Source organism: Aeromicrobium sp. 9AM (assembly GCF_902506105.1).
In the GTDB taxonomy this organism is placed as follows: domain Bacteria; phylum Actinomycetota; class Actinomycetes; order Propionibacteriales; family Nocardioidaceae; genus Aeromicrobium.
This window is the reverse complement of sequence record NZ_LR733304.1, coordinates 2,272,166-2,289,063: the sequence shown is the minus strand read 5'-3', so window position 1 is coordinate 2,289,063 and position 16,898 is coordinate 2,272,166. Positions and strand designations below refer to the sequence as shown.

The 16,898-nt window shown below is 69.4% G+C and carries 19 protein-coding genes; 17 read left to right on the top strand and 2 right to left on the bottom strand.

Going from position 1 to position 16,898, the window contains the following annotated elements; genetic code table 11:
* Positions 1-3 precede the first annotated feature (3 nt).
* A complete protein-coding gene (glmM, locus tag BOSE46_RS17770) occupies positions 4-1,350 on the top strand; it encodes a phosphoglucosamine mutase (RefSeq protein ID WP_159541504.1) in 1,347 nt (448 codons plus the stop codon).
* A gap of 1 nt (position 1,351) precedes the next feature.
* Here the strand turns inward: glmM and BOSE46_RS17765 are convergent, their stop codons facing one another.
* Positions 1,352-1,717, bottom strand: coding sequence for a VOC family protein (locus BOSE46_RS17765; protein ID WP_159541503.1), 366 nt, complete (start codon positions 1,715-1,717; stop codon positions 1,352-1,354).
* A gap of 60 nt (positions 1,718-1,777) precedes the next feature.
* On the opposite strand from BOSE46_RS17765, the gene BOSE46_RS17760 reads away from it, so the two are divergent.
* The 3 genes from BOSE46_RS17760 to BOSE46_RS17750 all read left to right on the top strand — a co-directional run bounded on the left by BOSE46_RS17760 (position 1,778) and on the right by BOSE46_RS17750 (position 4,199).
* Positions 1,778-2,752, top strand: coding sequence for a GNAT family N-acetyltransferase (locus BOSE46_RS17760; RefSeq protein ID WP_159541502.1), 975 nt, complete (start codon positions 1,778-1,780; stop codon positions 2,750-2,752).
* A 92-nt stretch (positions 2,753-2,844) separates the two neighbouring features.
* Entirely contained in the window at positions 2,845-3,519 is a 675-nt protein-coding gene (locus BOSE46_RS17755) for a hypothetical protein (protein ID WP_159541501.1), read from the top strand.
* An 11-nt stretch (positions 3,520-3,530) separates the two neighbouring features.
* Positions 3,531-4,199 (top strand): hypothetical protein, encoded by a 669-nt coding sequence (locus BOSE46_RS17750; RefSeq protein ID WP_159541500.1) that lies wholly within the window; start codon positions 3,531-3,533, stop codon positions 4,197-4,199.
* Positions 4,200-4,203: 4 nt separating this feature from the next.
* Here the strand turns inward: BOSE46_RS17750 and coaA are convergent, their stop codons facing one another.
* Complete coding sequence (coaA, locus tag BOSE46_RS17745) at positions 4,204-5,145, bottom strand: type I pantothenate kinase (protein ID WP_159541499.1); 942 nt, start codon at positions 5,143-5,145, stop codon at positions 4,204-4,206.
* 102 nt (positions 5,146-5,247) lie between these two features.
* Between coaA and glmS the strand changes: the two genes are divergently transcribed.
* The 13 genes from glmS (at position 5,248) to BOSE46_RS17680 (ending at position 16,821) form a co-directional block, all read left to right on the top strand.
* On the top strand, positions 5,248-7,092 hold the full coding sequence (gene glmS, locus BOSE46_RS17740) for a glutamine--fructose-6-phosphate transaminase (isomerizing) (RefSeq protein ID WP_159541498.1): 1,845 nt from the start codon (positions 5,248-5,250) through the stop codon (positions 7,090-7,092).
* 29 nt (positions 7,093-7,121) lie between these two features.
* Entirely contained in the window at positions 7,122-7,475 is a 354-nt protein-coding gene (locus tag BOSE46_RS17735) for a holo-ACP synthase (protein WP_159541497.1), read from the top strand.
* Positions 7,469-8,866, top strand: a complete 1,398-nt coding sequence (locus BOSE46_RS17730; RefSeq protein WP_159541496.1) for a bifunctional ADP-dependent NAD(P)H-hydrate dehydratase/NAD(P)H-hydrate epimerase — start codon at positions 7,469-7,471, stop codon at positions 8,864-8,866. The genes BOSE46_RS17735 and BOSE46_RS17730 overlap by 7 nt, the downstream gene beginning before the upstream one ends.
* Positions 8,863-9,987, top strand: coding sequence for an alanine racemase (gene alr / locus BOSE46_RS17725; RefSeq protein WP_159541495.1), 1,125 nt, complete (start codon positions 8,863-8,865; stop codon positions 9,985-9,987). The genes BOSE46_RS17730 and alr overlap by 4 nt, the downstream gene beginning before the upstream one ends.
* 76 nt (positions 9,988-10,063) lie before the next feature.
* Positions 10,064-11,041 (top strand): alpha/beta fold hydrolase, encoded by a 978-nt coding sequence (locus tag BOSE46_RS17720; protein WP_159541494.1) that lies wholly within the window; start codon positions 10,064-10,066, stop codon positions 11,039-11,041.
* Positions 11,042-11,153: 112 nt separating this feature from the next.
* Positions 11,154-12,122, top strand: coding sequence for a tRNA (adenosine(37)-N6)-threonylcarbamoyltransferase complex ATPase subunit type 1 TsaE (gene tsaE / locus BOSE46_RS17715; RefSeq protein ID WP_159541493.1), 969 nt, complete (start codon positions 11,154-11,156; stop codon positions 12,120-12,122).
* Positions 12,123-12,315: 193 nt separating this feature from the next.
* Positions 12,316-12,951, top strand: coding sequence for a tRNA (adenosine(37)-N6)-threonylcarbamoyltransferase complex dimerization subunit type 1 TsaB (tsaB, locus tag BOSE46_RS17710; protein ID WP_159541492.1), 636 nt, complete (start codon positions 12,316-12,318; stop codon positions 12,949-12,951).
* Positions 12,948-13,379, top strand: coding sequence for an N-acetyltransferase (locus tag BOSE46_RS17705; RefSeq protein ID WP_159541491.1), 432 nt, complete (start codon positions 12,948-12,950; stop codon positions 13,377-13,379). Before tsaB ends, BOSE46_RS17705 begins: the two co-directional genes overlap by 4 nt.
* The gene (locus BOSE46_RS17700) at positions 13,376-13,786 is read left to right on the top strand and encodes a RidA family protein (protein WP_159541490.1); all 411 of its coding nucleotides are present in this window, start codon (positions 13,376-13,378) and stop codon (positions 13,784-13,786) included. The genes BOSE46_RS17705 and BOSE46_RS17700 overlap by 4 nt, the downstream gene beginning before the upstream one ends.
* Positions 13,783-14,175: a DUF5709 domain-containing protein gene (locus tag BOSE46_RS17695; protein WP_236551791.1), complete on the top strand. Its 393-nt coding sequence runs from the start codon at positions 13,783-13,785 to the stop codon at positions 14,173-14,175. Before BOSE46_RS17700 ends, BOSE46_RS17695 begins: the two co-directional genes overlap by 4 nt.
* 79 nt (positions 14,176-14,254) lie before the next feature.
* Entirely contained in the window at positions 14,255-15,016 is a 762-nt protein-coding gene (locus BOSE46_RS17690; RefSeq protein ID WP_159541489.1) for a 1-acyl-sn-glycerol-3-phosphate acyltransferase, read from the top strand.
* A gap of 63 nt (positions 15,017-15,079) precedes the next feature.
* Positions 15,080-15,607: an RNA polymerase sigma factor gene (locus tag BOSE46_RS17685; protein ID WP_159541488.1), complete on the top strand. Its 528-nt coding sequence runs from the start codon at positions 15,080-15,082 to the stop codon at positions 15,605-15,607.
* Positions 15,604-16,821, top strand: coding sequence for a hypothetical protein (locus BOSE46_RS17680; protein WP_159541487.1), 1,218 nt, complete (start codon positions 15,604-15,606; stop codon positions 16,819-16,821). Before BOSE46_RS17685 ends, BOSE46_RS17680 begins: the two co-directional genes overlap by 4 nt.
* Positions 16,822-16,898 lie beyond the last annotated feature (77 nt).

Genomic DNA, 16,898 nt, shown 5'->3' with positions numbered 1-16,898 from the left:
GCTGTGGGCCGGATCTTTGGCACAGATGGCGTTCGCGGACTCGCGAACCGTGATCTGACCGCAGAGCTGGCCGTCGACCTCGCGGTCGCGGCAGCCCACATCCTCGGCGAGGTCGGTGCGTTCGCCGATCAGCGTCCGACCGCAGTCGTAGCCCGCGATCCCCGCGCCTCAGGAGAATTCCTCGAGGCCGCGGTGGTCGCGGGTCTTGCGTCTGCCGGGGTCGACGTGCACCGGCTCGGCGTCGTGCCGACCCCGGGTGCGGCGTTCCTGACGTCCTACCTCGAGGCCGACATGGGCGTCATGATCTCGGCGAGCCACAACCCGATGCCCGACAACGGCATCAAGTTCCTGGCGCGTGGCGGGCTCAAGCTCGACGACGAGCTCGAGCTGCAGATCGAGAACCGCCTCGAGGAGCCGTGGGACCGGCCGACCGGCTCCGACGTCGGCCGCATCGGCGACAGTCACGCGGGCGTGAGTGCGTACGTCAAGCACCTCGTCGCCTCGGCGCCCGGACCGCTCGACGGGCTGACGATCGTGCTCGACTGCGCCAACGGTGCGGCGTACGAGGTCGGGCCCCAGGTGTTCGAGCAGCTCGGCGCCACGGTCGTCGCGATCCACGCCGAGCCCGACGGCCTCAACATCAACCTCGACTGCGGCTCGACGCACCTCGACGACCTGCAGAAGGCCGTGATCCACCACAAGGCGGACGCCGGCTTCGCGTTCGACGGTGACGCCGATCGCTGCCTGGCAGTCGACCACTCCGGAGCCGTCGTCGACGGCGACCAGATCCTGGCGATCCTCGGCATCGCCGCCCGTGACGCCGGGCGGCTCAAGGACGACACCGTCGTGGCCACCGTGATGAGCAACCTCGGCTTCGTCCAGGCGCTCCAGGCCGCAGGCCTCACCGTGATCCAGACCGCCGTGGGCGACCGCTACGTCCTCGAGGCCATGCGGTCGGGTGGCTACAGCCTCGGCGGCGAGCAGTCCGGGCACGTCATCATGGCCGACTTCGCGACGACCGGCGACGGCGTGCTGACCGCGGTGCACCTGGCGTCCCGCATCCGCGAGACCGGCCAGACGCTCGAGGAGCTCGCGTCGGTCATGACCCGGCTGCCGCAGGTGCTCATCAACGTCCCCGATGTCGACAAGGCCCGCGCCGACACCGACCCGGTGCTGCAAGGCGAGGTCGCGATCGCCGCAGCCAAGCTCGGCGACAGCGGCCGGGTGCTGCTGCGTCAGTCCGGCACGGAGCCCCTCGTACGCGTCATGGTCGAGGCCGCGACGCACGACGAGGCGACCGAGGTCGCCCAGCGCCTCGCCGGCGTGGTCCGCTCGACCCTCGCGCTCTGAGCTACTGCTGCTCGGACCAGACGCCGAGCTCGTTGCCGCTGGGGTCCACGAAGTGGAGTCGGCGACCACCCGGGAAGCCGTAGGGCCCGTCGACGATCTCGCCGCCGGCCGACCGGATGGCCTCGGCGGTCGCGTCGAGATCGTCGGAGTAGAGCTGCACGAAGACGCCTCCGCGGCTGGGCTTGGACTCGGGATTGAGGCCACCGACCTCGGGATCCTCGGGCGTGCGGCCCTGGATGCCGGCGTAGTCGGGTCCGTAGTCGTTGAACGCCCAGCCGAAGGCGTCGGCGTAGAACTGTTTGAGCCGCGCCAGGTCGGTGGCGGCGAGCTCGACGTAGTCGATGCGGTGGTGTCGTGGTGAGGTCATGGCCCTCATGCTGCCGCCGGCCACCGACAGAAGGCCGACCCGCTTTCGTAGACTCCCCTGATGACGAACGTCGAGCTGCTGGACCCCCGGGACGACGAGCAGTTCGCGGCGTACCACGCTGCGTACGCCGCTGGGCACGCCGAGGAGTGGGATCGGCCCTACACGGCTCGTGAGCAGCGCGCCGAGCTGCTCCAGGACGCCGCTCACTTGACGATCCAGGGCGTGGTCGCCCGGGACGAGTCGGGCGACGTGGTCGGCATGGGTTACGTCGAGATGCCGCAGAAGGACAACGTCGACCTCGGCTACATCGATGTCGTCGTCCGCCCCGAGCACCGGCGCCGCGGCCACGGGTCGGCCATCCTGGCGCGGCTCGCCGAGATAGCCGCCGGTGCGGGCCGTTCGACGCTGTATGCCGAGGTCGGGTGGGGCATCGGCGAGGAAGGATCTGGTCACACGGCGTTCGCCGAGGCGATGGGCTTCACGCGCGACCTGGCCGACGCGCACCGCGTACTGACCCTGCCTGCCGAGCTCCCGCCGGCGCCACCCCGCGACGGCTATGTGCTGCATGCCTGGCGGGGGGCGTGCCCGGAGGAGTGGATCGACCAGTACGCGCACCTGCTCACGCTGATCGTCCAGGAGGCGCCGTCGGGCGACTATCCGCTGGAGAACGAGTTCTTCGACCGGGCACGCATACGCTCTGACGAGGAGCTGCTGGTGGCGCAGGGCAGGGTCATGCAGATCGTCGCGGCGATGTCGCCCGACGGTGTCCTGGCCGGGCACACACAGCTCGTGTTCTCTGAGACCGACCCGCAGGACGCCTACCAGTGGGACACCCTCGTGCTGCCGGATCATCGGGGGCACGGTCTCGGCCTGTCGCTCAAGGTGCGGGCGATGGAGGAGTCGGCGGACCTCCTCGAGTCGCGCCGGCACGTCCACACCTTCAACGCCGCGAGCAACGGACCGATGATCGCCGTCAACGAGCAGATGGGCTTCCGCCAGGTCGGCTGGCTGGGCGAGTACGTCCGGACTCAATAGGTCCAGACGATTTCTCCGTTTCGGGTACGCGCTGTCCCGGACTGCAGTAGTTTTTCGAACGCCTCTCGGGACACTTCTACAGGGAGAACCCCATGAAACCCGTACGTATGCTTTGCGCTGCCATCCTGGCCCTGACCGGCCTGGTCGCGGTGGGTCTGACGACCGAGGCGGCCAATGCCGCCAGCTCGAAGGACCTCACGGTCAATTACAGCCAGGTCATGAAGTCCGAGACCTTCTTCGCCTACGGCGAGCTGTCGACCAACGCGGTACGCACCGTCAGGCTCCAGTACCGCAACTCGAGCTCCGGCCCGTGGACCACCAAGAGCTCCACGACGAGCGACTCGGAGGGCTACTTCGGGTTCTCGCCCAGCACCACGAAGACCCGCTACTGGCGCTATTACGCCCCGGCGAGCGGCTCGCTGGCATCGATCAAGGGCAACCCTCGCAAGGTCACCGTGGTCGCGCAGAAGGTCTCGATCGACGTCGTCCGCAAGACTCAGTGCCACTTCGGCGCCAACCCCACGAGTGACGTGACCGTGACGTTCGACTTCTATCCCAACCGGGTGGGTCGTCAGGTCAACTTCGCGTCGAGCGCGATCGACACCAACGACTACCAGGACAGCTCCGGCAAGGTGTCGTTCCGCTTCAATCCCGGCACGACCAACGGGACGTTCGACGCCGCAGCAAGCGCGGAGAGCTTCTACGGGGCCAGCTCGTTCGCCACTCCGGTCGTCCACTACTCCATCACCTCGTGCCAGATCCTCTGATGGGAGACCTCATGAAACCCGTACGTCTGCTCTGTGCCGCCATCCTGGCGCTCACCGGCCTGGTCGCGGTGGGTCTGACGACCGAGGCGGCCAACGCTGCCAGCTCGAAAGACCTCAACGTCACCTACACCAAGGTCATCAAGAACGAGAGGTTCTCGGCGTACGGGCGGCTGGCCACCCACAACATCCGCACGGTCAAGCTGCAGTACCGCGATGACGTCGACAACGCCTGGAAGACCCTGTCGACCCAGAAGAGCAGCTCGCTCGGCTACTTCGAGTTCACCCCCAGCACGAGCCGCACGCGCTACTTCCGCTACTACGTGCCGGCCGGAGGTGGTGACCCGAAGATCTCCGGGAACTCCAAGAAGATCACGGTGGTGTCGCAGAAGGTCACGTTCTTCGCGGTGACCCCGAGCTTCCAGTGCTCGAACCTCAGCCCGGAGAACGTCACGATGTTCGCGCACTTCTATCCGGTGCGGCCTTACCGGTCAGTGCACTTCAGCACCAACGTCGGGTCGCTCCAGGCATACCAGGACGCCAAGGGCAACGCAGCGGTCAACTTCTATCCGGGCGCATCGGCGTTCACGTTCGCCGGGAAGGCCACCACGGACCAGGAGAACAGCGCGGCGGCCAAGACCTCGGCCCCGTTCACGTACCGGCAGTCGTACTGCGACCTCTGATCGCTCAGATCTTGCGGAGGCGGACCCAGTCGACGGAGTGATCGGGTCCCTTCCGCAGGACGAGTGATGCCCGGCCGCGGGTGGTCTGGATGTTCTCGCGCAGGTTGGGCAGGTTGATCGTGTCCCACAGCTCACCTGCGCGGGCCTCGGCCTCGTCGTCGGTGAGTGCGCTGTAGCGGTGGAAGTACGACGCGGGGTCCGCGAACGCGGTCTTGCGCAGCGTCAGGAACCGGTCGACGTACCAGCGGCGAAGGTCGCGGCTGGAGGCGTCGACGTAGATCGAGAAGTCGAAGAAGTCGCTGACCGCCAGGCCGGGGCTGCCGTCGCCGCGAGGGCGGGCCGGCGCGAGGACGTTGAGGCCCTCGACGATCACGATGTCCGGCGCCTTGACCGTCACGAGCTCGTCAGTGCGGTCGTACGTCAGGTGGGAGTAGACCGGGGCGGTCACGACCTCGACGCCGGACTTGACCTCCATGACGAACCGCAGCAGGGCCTTGCGGTCGTACGACTCGGGGAAGCCCTTGCGCTCGAGCAGGCCGCGGCGCTCGAGCTCGGCGTTGGGGAACAAGAACCCGTCGGTGGTCACGAGCTCCACGACGGGGTGGTCGGGGGAGTGGGAGAGCAGCTCCTTGAGGAGGCGGGCCGTCGTCGACTTGCCGACCGCCACGGACCCGGCGATGCCGATCACGAACGGCGTGCGCTGCGTCTGCGGAGCGTGGAGGAACGCCTCGGTCGCCTGGTAGAGCGCACCGGCGAGGCGTACGCGCATGCTGATGAGCTGCGTCATCGGCAGGTAGACCTGCCGGACCTCCTCGAGGTCGAGCTCATCACCCAGACCTCGTACGCGCTCGATCTCGGCCGGCTGGAGCGGCTGCGGAGCGTCGCCGGCGAGCTTGGCCCACGCAGCGCGTTCGAGCTCGACATACGGTGACTGGTCGCGCGTCATGCTGCCATTCTCTCGTCTCCCTCGTATGACGGGCGCACGCGGTCCCCTCGGGAGGCTTACGCGACGGCAGTCGCCGCCCTGAGCGCCGGTACCCTTGACGCTATGTGTGGAATCGTCGGATATGTCGGACAGCGCTCTGCGCTCGACGTCGTCATGGGTGGTCTGAGGCGTCTTGAGTACCGCGGATACGACTCCGGCGGAGTCGCGCTGGTCCACGAGGGGACGATGGTGTCGGCCAAGAAGGCCGGCAAGCTCGTCAACCTCGACGCGGAGCTCGAGGCCAATCCGCTGCCCGTCGCCCACACCGGCATCGGCCACACCCGCTGGGCCACGCACGGGGCGCCCAACGACCGCAACGCGCACCCGCACCTGGACCAGACCGGGCGCATCGCCGTGGTCCACAACGGCATCATCGAGAACTTCGCCGCCCTTCGCGCCAAGCTCGAGGCGACGGGCCACGAGCTGATCTCCGAGACCGACACCGAGACCGTCGCGCACCTCCTCCATGACGAGCTCGAGCACACGGACGACCTGCCGGAGGCCGTACGCGCGGTGTGCCGTCAGCTCGAGGGCGCGTTCACGCTGGTGATCTGCGACGCGGCCCACCCGGACGTCGTCGTCGGTGCCCGCCGCAACTCCCCGCTCGTCGTGGGTCGCGGTGAGGGCGAGAACTTCCTCGGCTCCGACGTCGCGGCGTTCATCGAGTTCACGCGCGACGCGATCGAGCTCGGCCAGGACCAGGTCGTCACGATCACGCCCGACGACATCGTCGTGACCGATTTCGACGGCAACCCCGCCGAGACCAAGGAGTACCACGTCGACTGGGACGTGTCGGCCGCCGAGAAGGGTGGCTACGACTGGTTCATGCTCAAGGAGATCGCCGAGCAGCCGCAGGCCGTCGCCGACACCCTGCTGGGCCGGCACTCGGCCGACGGTCGGCTGCAGCTCGACGAGATGCGTCTGTCCGACAGCGAGCTGCGCGACGTCGACCGCATCATCATCGTGGCGTGCGGCACCGCGGCGTACGCGGGCCTGGTGGCCAAGTACGCGATCGAGCACTGGACGCGCATCCCCTGCGAGGTCGAGCTCGCGTCGGAGTTCCGCTACCGCGACCCGATCATCGACCGCTCGACGCTGGTCGTGTCGATCAGCCAGTCCGGCGAGACGATGGACACCCTGATGGCCGTCCGCTACGCCCGCCAGCAGAAGGCGCGCGTGCTGTCGATCTGCAACACCAACGGCTCGACGATCCCGCGTGAGTCCGACGCCGTGATCTACACCCACGCCGGCCCCGAGATCGCGGTCGCCTCGACCAAGGGCTTCCTGGCGCAGATCGTCGCGTGCTACCTCCTCGCGCTCTACCTCGCCCAGGTCAAGGGCACCAAGTACGGCGACGAGATCAGCGACATCATCGCCGACATCGAGCAGATCCCGGCCGCGATCCAGCGCCTCCTCGACGAGGGCGACCAGATGCGCAAGCTCGCCGCCGATCTCGCGGAGTCCCGGTCGATCCTGTTCCTCGGCCGCCACGCCGGGTTCCCGGTCGCGCTCGAAGGTGCGCTCAAGCTCAAGGAGCTGGCCTACATCCACGCCGAGGGCTTCGCCGCCGGCGAGCTCAAGCACGGCCCGATCGCGCTGATCGAAGAAGGCCTGCCGGTGTTCATCGTCGTGCCGCCCAAGGGCCGTGACCAGCTGCAGGAGAAGACCGTCAGCTCGATCCAGGAGATCCGCGCCCGCGGCGCTCGCACGATCGTGCTGGCCGAGGACGGCGACGAGGACGTGGTGCCCTATGCCGACACCCTGGTCCGGCTGCCCAAGGTCCCGACGCTGCTGCAACCTCTCGTCGCGGTCGTGCCGCTGCAGATCTTCGCGTGCGAGTTCGCCTCGGTGCTGGGCCACGATGTCGACCAGCCCCGCAACCTCGCCAAGTCCGTCACGGTCGAGTGATCCACGAATGACCAAGGTGCGGGGCTGACATGACCATTCTGGGCATCGGGGTGGACGTGGTGGACCTCGCGCGGTTCGCCGAGACGCTCGAACGTACGCCCATGATGCGCAGCCGGTTGTTCACCGAGGCCGAGCGAGGGCTGCCGCTCGAGTCGCTGGCCGGCCGGTTCGCCGCCAAGGAGGCGCTCGCCAAGGCCATGGGTGCGCCGTCGGGGTTGTCGTGGCAGGACTTCGAGGTCGTCAACGACGCACGCGGGGCACCGACGTTCGCGCTGCACGGCGCTGCGCCTGAACGGCTGAGCGCGCTGGGCATCGTGACGGTGCACCTGTCGATCTCGCACGACACCAGCGTCGCGACGGCCTTCGTGGTGGCTGAATGCTGAGTGCGCACACCGTCGGCGACATCCGTGCCGCCGAGGAGGCTCTCGCGGCGACGCTTCCTGACGGTGAGCTCATGCAGAGAGCCGCGCGCGGTCTCGCCGACGGCCTTGGACTGATCCCCGCCGGCGACGTCGTCCTGTGCCTCATCGGGCCCGGCAACAACGGCGGCGATGCCCTGTATGCCGCGACGCACCTGCTGGATCGCGGCGTCCGCGTCGACCTGTGCCTGCTCGACGGGGCCAAGGTCCACGCTGCCGGGCTCTCCGCTGCGACATCGGCAGGGGCGCAGGTCGTGGTCGCCCCGACCGGACAGCGTTGGTGCCTCGACGCGGTCTTCGGCATCGGTGCGCGTCCCGGTCTCAGCGGCAAGGCAGCGGAGTGGGCCGACTGGATCGATGAGCACAGGCCGTACGTCGTCGCCGTCGACGTGCCGTCCGGCGTCGATGTCGACGGTGCAACGCTCCCGGGTGCGTACGTGCGTGCCGACTCGACCGTGACGTTCGGGACCCACAAGGCGGCGCTGCTGGCCGACCCGGCGGCCCGGGCGGCCGGACCGGTGTCGCTGGTCGACATCGGCCTCATCCCGCACCTGCCGGCCCCGTCGATCGAGGCGATCGAGGCGACGGACGGCCACCTGCTCGACGCCGTGCTGCCGGGAGAGACCTCGCACAAGTACGCCCGAGGCGTCCTGGGCATCGCCGCCGGCTCCGAGCAGTACGCCGGGGCGGCCCATCTCTGCGTCGCGGGCGCGCAGGCTGGGCTGGCCGGGATGATCCGGTTCGTCGGCAGCCAGGCGCTGAGCCAGCGGGTCGTCGATCGCGCGCCGGAGGTCGTCGCAGGGCGGGGTCGCGTCCAGGCCTGGGTCGTCGGCCCCGGGAGCGGTGACGACGCGGAGTCCCAGCTGTCGATGGCCCTGGAGGACGGCGTGCCGGTCGTGGTCGACGCGAGCGCGCTGCAGCACGCACCGGCGACGTTCGACGTGCCCGCTCTGCTGACTCCGCACGCCGGCGAGCTCGCAACCATGCTCGACACGACCCGCGAGGCGGTCGAGGGCGATCCGCTGGGCCACGCCACCGCCGCGGCCGAGCGCTGGAACGCCACCGTGCTGCTCAAGGGGCGCCGCACCCTCATCGCGCAGGCGGGCGCGCCCACCCGCGTCAACCGCAGCGGCTCGTCGTGGCTCGGCACCGCAGGCGCGGGCGACGTCCTCGCCGGCTTCGCGGGATCACTGCTGGCCGCTGGTCTCGACCCGCGCGACGCCGGCTCGATCGCCGCCTACCTCCACGGGGTGGCCTCGGTCAGGGCCAATCCGGACGGACCCGTCGTGGCCACCGACGTGGCGTACGAGCTGCCGGCGACGGTGGCGGCATTCGTGCAGGGGAGCCTGGCATGACCGGACCCCAGGCTGAGGCCGTCGTCGACCTCGACGCCTTCCGCGCCAACATCGCCGCGCTCAAGGCGTGTGCGCCGCAGTCGGCGTTCATGACCGTCGTCAAGGCCGACGGCTACGGCCACGGTGCCGCCCAGATGGCTCGCGCCGCGCGACAGGCCGGGTCGGACTGGCTCGGCGTCGCGACACTCGACGAAGCGCTGGCCCTGCGACGGGCCGGGGACCACGGCGACCTGCTGTGCTGGCTGGCGGCACCGGGTGCCGACTTCGCAGCGCCGATCAACGCGGGCATCGAGGTCACCGCGTCGTCGGCCGAGCAGCTTGCCGAGATCCTCGCCGCGCCGGCGTCGTTACGGCCGAGGGTCCAGCTCAAGGTCGACACCGGGCTGTCGCGCAACGGCGCCTTCGGGGAGCAGTGGACCGAGCTCGTCGCCGCGGCGGCAGCCGCCCAGTCCGCCGGGTCCGCCGAGATCACCGGCGTCTGGTCGCACTTCGCGTGCGCCGACCAGCCCGAACACCCGGCCAACGACGCCCAGGAGGCGGCGTTCAGGCACGCGGTCGACGAGCTGGCGGCAGCCGGCATCGAGCCGCCGCTGCACCACCTCAGCAACTCCGCAGCGACCCTCACCAGGCCGTCCGCGCACTTCGACCTCGTGCGGGTCGGCATCGCGGCGTACGGGATCCGGCCCGATCCCCAGCTCACGTACGCGACCAAGCTGACCCCTGTCATGACGCTGCGGGGCCGCCTCGCCGCGGTCAAGCGGGTGCCGGCCGGGGCCAGCGTGTCGTACGGCCACACCTGGACCGCCGACCGCGACAAGACGCTCGGGCTGGTGCCCCTCGGCTACGGCGAGGGCATCCTGCGGACCGCGTCCAACCGTGCGGAGGTCGGCTTCGCCGGCGGCCGCGCGCGCCAGGTCGGAGTGGTGTGCATGGACCAGTTCGTCATCGATCTCGGCGACGCCGAGGCTGCTCGCGGTGACGTCGTCACGCTGTTCGGTCCCGGGCACGACGGCGAGCCGAGCGCCGAGGACTGGGCCGAGGCAGCCGGCACCATCGCGTACGAGGTGGTCACCCGGCTGGGCGGTCGCATCGAGCGTACGTACGTGGGGGAGCAGTCATGAGCGAGCGCCAGCGAGCGAACAATGAAGAGCTCATGCCGCCGTCTGCGTATCGTGGGCTTTTCTTGCAGGCGGCGGTATGAGTCGCACGGCCAAGGTCGCCACGACGGCTGGGGCGTTCGTGGCTGCGGGTGTCGTCGCTTCGGTGCTGAACGGCCGGCAGCGCCAGCAGCGGCGGTTGCGGCGGGGCGAGGACGTCGAGTTCGGCTCCGTACACAGCGATCCGGTGCAGGTCACGGCGACCGACGGGGTGCAGCTCAACTGCGAGATCGACGAGGCCGAGCGCAAGACCCCGACGGTCGTGTTCGTGCACGGCTGGGTCGAGTCGATCGACGTCTGGCACTACCAGCGACTCGCGCTGCGCGGCAAGGTCCGCATGGTGTTCGTCGACCTGCGATCGCATGGCGAGTCCGGCCGTTCGTACCACGACAACTCCTCGATCCCGCACCTCGCGGACGACCTGCGCACCGTCATCAGCGCCCTGGTGCCGCGCGGGCCGATCGTCCTTGTCGGCCACTCGATGGGTGGCATGGCGATCATGGAGCTGGCGGCGGCAGAGCCCCAGCAGTTCGGTCGCCGGGTCAAGGGCGTCGTGCTGATCAGCACGAGCTCCGGCAAGCTCATGCGCAGCAGCCCCGCCCTTCGCTACCTGGTCCCGCTGCTGCGCGTCACCTCACCCGTGCTGGACTGGGGTCGTACGTTCAACAGCTACTCGATCGTCCGCCGCTGGGGGCTCGGGCCGAATGCCCAGGAGCGCCACGCGGACATGACCAACGAGATGATCCTCAAGACGCCGACCCACGTGCTGATGGACTTCTATCCCAACTTCGTCACGCTCGACCTGACCCCTGGCCTCAAGGTGATCGGCAAGGCCAGGACAGTCGTCATGGGCGGGACCGCCGATCTCGTCACACCGATCAAGCACAGCCGGCGGCTCGCGGAGGCCATCCCTGGCGCCAGGCTGGTCGCCCTCGAGGACGTCGGCCACATGGTCATGTTCGAGGAGCACGCCAAGGTCACCAAGGTCATCGAGGACGTCCTGGAGGAGATCGCATGACCGAGCGCCAGCTGGGGGCACCCCCACGAGCCCTGCGAGTAGGGGGCGGGAATCATGTGGCAGATGTCATGCCGCTGCCTCCGTATCGTGGGTTCTTCTTGGAGGTGGCGGCATGACCGCGCTCAACGTCATACACGCCGGGCCGGAGCACGCTCCGCAGATCGTCGACATCATCCACCGGTCGTTCGGGGCTCGCCCCGTGCTCGACCCGCCGTCGACGGCCTCCGAGGAGACCGTCGAGTCGGTCGCCGAGGTGCTCGGCACCGCCGGCGGCCTGCTCGTCGAGCGTCGCGGCCTGCCCATGGGTGCGATGCTGTTCGACGAGTCCCGGCCCGGACAGCTGGGCCTCAAGCGGGTCTGCGTCGACCCCGACATCCAGGCTCGCGGTGTCGCGTCGGCCATGGTCGGCGTCGCGGAGGACACCGCCGAGGAGCGTGGCAAGGACGGCATCTGGCTCGACGTCCGCGAAGAGCTGCCCGAGACGGTGCAGTTCTGGTCGCGGCGGCTCTACTACCCCGTCGGCCGCGACCGGCAGTTCATCGAGTTCGGCAAGACGTTGTGGCTCGCTCGCGAGGTGCCGACGCCCGACGAGATGCACGACCTCGCCGCCAAGCTCTCGACGCTGTTGCGCCCCGGCGACCTGTTGGTCCTGTCCGGCGACCTGGGCGCCGGCAAGACGACGTTCACGCAGGGTCTCGGCGAGGCGCTGAGCGTACGCGGGCCGATCACGTCGCCGACGTTCGTCATCGCCCGCACGCACCCGTCGCTGGCGGACGGTCCGCCGCTGGTGCACGTCGACGCCTACCGGCTCGGCAGCGCGGCCGAGCTCGATGACATCGACCTCGACGCCACCACCGAGGAGGCCGTCACGGTCGTCGAGTGGGGCGACGGCATGGCCGAGCAGCTCGCGGACAGCTGGCTGCACGTACGCATCGAGGTGCGTGGTGCACGGCCGATCGACCCGCTCGGCACCCCGCACGAGGGCGACCTCGTCGACGAGGCCGAGCCGCGCGTCGTGACGGTGAAGCCCCACGGCCCCCGCTGGGTCGGCACCCCCCTCCGCTCGACCCTCCTCTCCTGACCACATCGCTGACGGGTCACTTTTGGCCCGCTGAGGGGTCACTTATGGCCCGCTGACGGGTCACTTGTGGTCTGCCTTGGTGCCGGGAAGTGACCCGTCACGGGGCGGTAACTGACCCGTCACGGGGCAACAACTGTCCCCCTGCTCGCAGGGCTCACGGGGGGACCCCCACCGTCAGCGTTAGGGTTCATGCGTGCTGCTGCTTGCGTTCGACACCGCCACCCCGGCCATCACGGTCGCCGTCCACGACGGCGAGCGCGTCGTCGGCGAGGCGGCCGGCGAGGGGGCCATGGCGCACGGCGAGCTGCTCGCACCGGCCATCCGCGACGCGCTGGTGCAGGCCGGCGCCACGATGGCTGACCTCACCGACGTCGCCGTCGGCGTGGGGCCCGGACCGTTCACCGGCCTCCGGGTCGGTGTCGTCACGGCACTGACGCTCGGCTCCACTCTCGGCCTGACGACGCACGGCGTCTGCACGCTCGACATCATCGCCGCCGACTGCCAGGTCGAGGGCGAGTTCCTCGTCGCCACGGATGCCCGCCGCAAGGAGGTCTACTGGGCTCGCTACGGAGCGGACCACGTACGCCTCGACGGTCCACATGTCGACTTTCCGGCCGAGGTCGCGGCGCGCCATCCCGACCTTCCGACGTACGGACGAGGTGGCCAGCTCTACGACGGCGTCCTCCGTGCTGCAGGGGAGTCGCACGACCCGCGCGCCGCTGCCCTCGCGAGGATCGTCGTCGCGGGCACCGCACAGACGCTGCCGCTCGAGCCGCTCTACCTCCGGCGCCCGGACGCCGTGCCTTCGGCGACGACCAAACGCGCATGATCCGGGTGGCCCTGCGCACCGAGGTCACCGCTGTCACGGCGATCGACCTCGCGTGCTTCGGCCGTGACGCCTGGACCGAGACGTTGGTCCGTGATGCGATCGAGGACGAGCGCCGCACGGTCCTGATCGACGACCTCGAGGCATACGCCGTGGCGTCGGTGGCCGGCGACGTCGCGGATCTTGAACGCATCGCCGTGATGCCGTCGCGACGCAGGCACGGGGTCGCGCGCCAGCTGCTCGACGCCTTGTGCGCCGCAGCCGTGGCCCAGGGAGCGACGCGCATGCTGCTGGAGGTCGCGGCCGACAACGAGGCCGCATTCGCGTTCTACGACGCGTACGGATTCACGACCATCAGCAAGCGCGCCGGCTACTACCGCGGCGGCGTCGACGCGCTCGTCATGCAGCTCGAGCTCGAGGAGACCCGATGAGGAAGAACGTCAGCTCACCGTCACCGTTCGAGGACGTCGTGGGCTACTCCCGCGCCGTCCGGGTCGGCAACAGCGCATGGGTCGCCGGCACGACCGCGACGGTCAAGGGTGAGGTGGTCGGCGTCGGCGATCCGTACGAGCAGACGCGGATCGCGTTCGAGATCGCGCTGGCGGCACTCCGTACGGCAGGCATGGACACGCAGCACGTCGTCCGCACGCGGATGTACGTCACCGACATCGCCGACTTCGAGGAGGTCGGCCGGGCGCACAAGGAGATCTTCGACGTCGTACGCCCTGTCGCCACGATGGTGCAGGTTGTCGCGCTGGCGCGCCCCGAGCACCTCGTGGAGATCGAGATCGACGCACACGTTGCGCCCTCAGGCTGGCGTGGAAGGCTGGGCTCATGACCGAGACTCCTGACACGTTCGACGACGATGGCGACGGCCCCGACCAGGACGCGATCTTCGACAACCCAGACGAGACCCTCGACTCCGGCTACTCGCCGCCCGAGAGCTACCGCGGCGAGGGCTTCGGCACCACGGCGGACGAGGCCTTGCAGGGCGAGTCGCTCGACGAGCGCCTCCGCCAGGAGGAGCCGGAGGCCGACCCGTACGCCGAGCCTGCGGAGGATGTCGACGACGGTGAGGTCGGCACGGAGCGCGCCGGTCGGCTGGTCGATCCGGATGGGGGCATCGGCGAGGACACCGAGAAGGACCTCGTCGGCGAGGACGTCGGCATCGACGGCGCCGCAGCGAGCGCCGAAGAAGCCGCCGTGCACGTTGTCGAAGACGACTGACGGCGGACCTGAGCGTGAGCGGCCGTGAGCCTGATCTCGAACATCGCTCCGGTGCACACGTGTCCACTAAGGTGACCTGATGCGCGACATCACGTACCCCCCGGTGATCCTGACCGCCAAGACGCTGTTCAAGGCTTTGGGGATGAAGTTCCAGATGTCGGGCACCGAGCACATCCCGCGCACCGGTGGCGCGATCCTCGCGGCCAACCACATCGGTTACGTCGACTTCATCTTCGACGGCTTCGCGGCGCACCCCAGCGGCCGGCTCGTGCGGTTCATGGCCAAGAAGGACGCCTTCGACCACAAGGTCTCCGGCCCGATCATGCGCTCCCTGCACCACATCTCGGTGGACCGCGACAACGGCCAGGCGTCGTACGAGCAGGCGGTCGAGTACGCCCGCAACGGCGAGATCGTCGGCATCTTCCCCGAGGCAACGATCAGTCGCTCCTTCGAGATCAAGGAGCTCAAGACCGGCGCCGTACGCATGGCGGCCGAGGCCGGCGTCCCGCTGATCCCGATGGTCACGTGGGGCACGCAGCTGCTCAAGACCAAGGACCACCCGTCCGACCTCAAGGGCCGGGGCAAGACCATCGGGCTGCACGTCGGAGAGCCCCTCGATGTCACGGGCGAGGACCCGGTCGCCGAGACGGCGCGCCTCCGCGAGGCCATGACGGCGCTGCTCGACAAGGCGATCGCCGAGTACCCGCTCAGCCCCGAGGGCCAGTGGTGGGCGCCCGCCCGGCACGGCGGCACCGCCCCGACGCCGGAGCAGGCCAAGAAGCTCGACGAGGAAGAGCTGATCGCCCGCGCCGCTCGCCGGGCAGCCAAGAAGGCGGACTAGAAACTTTCCGCGTACGCGATGTGGCATTTCTGAGGGCCCGCGACATTACCTAGTGTGAGCCCGATGAAGGACCATCAGCGCCTGGAGTCGATGTACGACGTTTGCGCGCCCAAGGTCTATGCCTACGCCCTGCGCCATTGCGGTCGCGATGACGCCGACGACGTGGTCTCCGAGACGTTCGCCGCTGCCTGGCGACGCATCGAGATCGTGCCGCCGGAGCCGCTCCCGTGGCTCCTGGTGACGGCGGGCAACGTCATCCGCAACCGGCGACGTGCAGACGTACGGCGGTCGACCCTCGCCAGCAACCTGGCGTATGTGCACCAGGCCGACTCGGCCGGTGTGGACGAGGTCGTGGCCGAACGCGCCCACCTGCTCGCCGCCCTGGAACGGCTCAGCGAGCTCGAGCGCGAGGCGTTGCTGCTGGTGGCGTGGGACGGGCTCGATCCGCGCGGTGCCGCCGAGGTGGCGCGCTGTGCGCCGCGGGCCTTCCGGGCCCGGTTGAGTCGTGCCCGCGCACGGCTCGCTGCCGAGCTCGAGTCGGGACTCACCGTCGTTGCCCCTCACCTGCCTTCCAAGGAGGCCCTCTCATGAACGTCGACGAGCTGCTCAAGAAGCACGCACCCAGCACGACTGGCATGCGCGACGAAGCCGGTCGCCTGCGATCCGACGTCCTGACCACTGCGTTGGCCGAGACCGGCGATTCGTACGCCACGGTGCTGCCACGCGTACGCCGGCGCCGCACCCTGGTCCGGCTGACCGCCGCGGCGGCTGTGCTGGCCGTCGTCGGTGCGGGCCTGAGCCTGACCTTCGGTGGGTCCTCGCCGGCGAGTGCCGCGCAGGAGCGATTCACCAACGCTGGCGCGGCACCCGCGTATGGCACCTACGGCGCATTCTCGGCCGGCAGGACGGTCTACATCGGCAACCACCAGGTGACGTTCGACGAGAAGATCAAGGCGATGTACTACACGTCCGAGGGTGTCCTGGTGCGGATGGGGCGGGTCGACTACACCGACGACAACGGGCCGTCGCACTACTCACTGATCCGTCCCGACGGCAGCCACTCGAACATCGACCTCCGCATGGGCGACCGCGTCGTCGCGACCGATCCGAGCAGCCCCGACGTGGCGTACGCCGAACCGGCCGGCAAGCGCTGGTCCTTCGTCGTGGTCAACCTCGTGACCGGCAAGGAGGTCGCGCGCACCACGGTCGACGGGGCCTTCACCTGGGGCGGCTGGGAGGCGCCTCCGGTCACGATGGCCGGGCATCGCATGTGGGCGCTGTTCGACGCAGGCTGGATGGAGTACGACTGGAAGTCCGGCGCGACGCGGATGATTCCCGGCACGAAGAACGCGCCGTTGAGCGCAGCGCACGGCCAGTTCCTCCAGCCGACCGACAAGGACGAGACGCACTGGGCCCTGCGTGACTTCGTCACCGGCAGGACGCTCCAGACCGTGCAGCTTCGCCCGGCGACGGACGACGACATGGGACACGTTCCGAGCCCGGAGCTCTCGCCCGACGGCCGGTTCATCCGCCTCGACGCGCACTACACGGGCTATGACGACAAGGACAACCTGATCCAGGGTCCCGGTCCGTTCCAGTTCATCGCGATCGCCTCCGGCAAGGTCGTCGACCTCGACCGAAGCGGGCCGCTGGGTTGGACGCCAGGAGGCAACACGCTCGAGGTCGACGCCAAGAGCGACAAGCTCGTGGTGTGCAAGCCGGCCACCGGCAGGTGTGACCGCATCGACCTGCCGATCAGCGGCGAGGGCAAGGTCAAGCTCGGCGGACTCCCGTACGAGAGCTGAGAACCGTCGCTGGGAGTGACGTTTGGGTCGCGAAACGCCGTGGATGGCCGACCGAAACGGCCCCCTGCTCGCAGAGC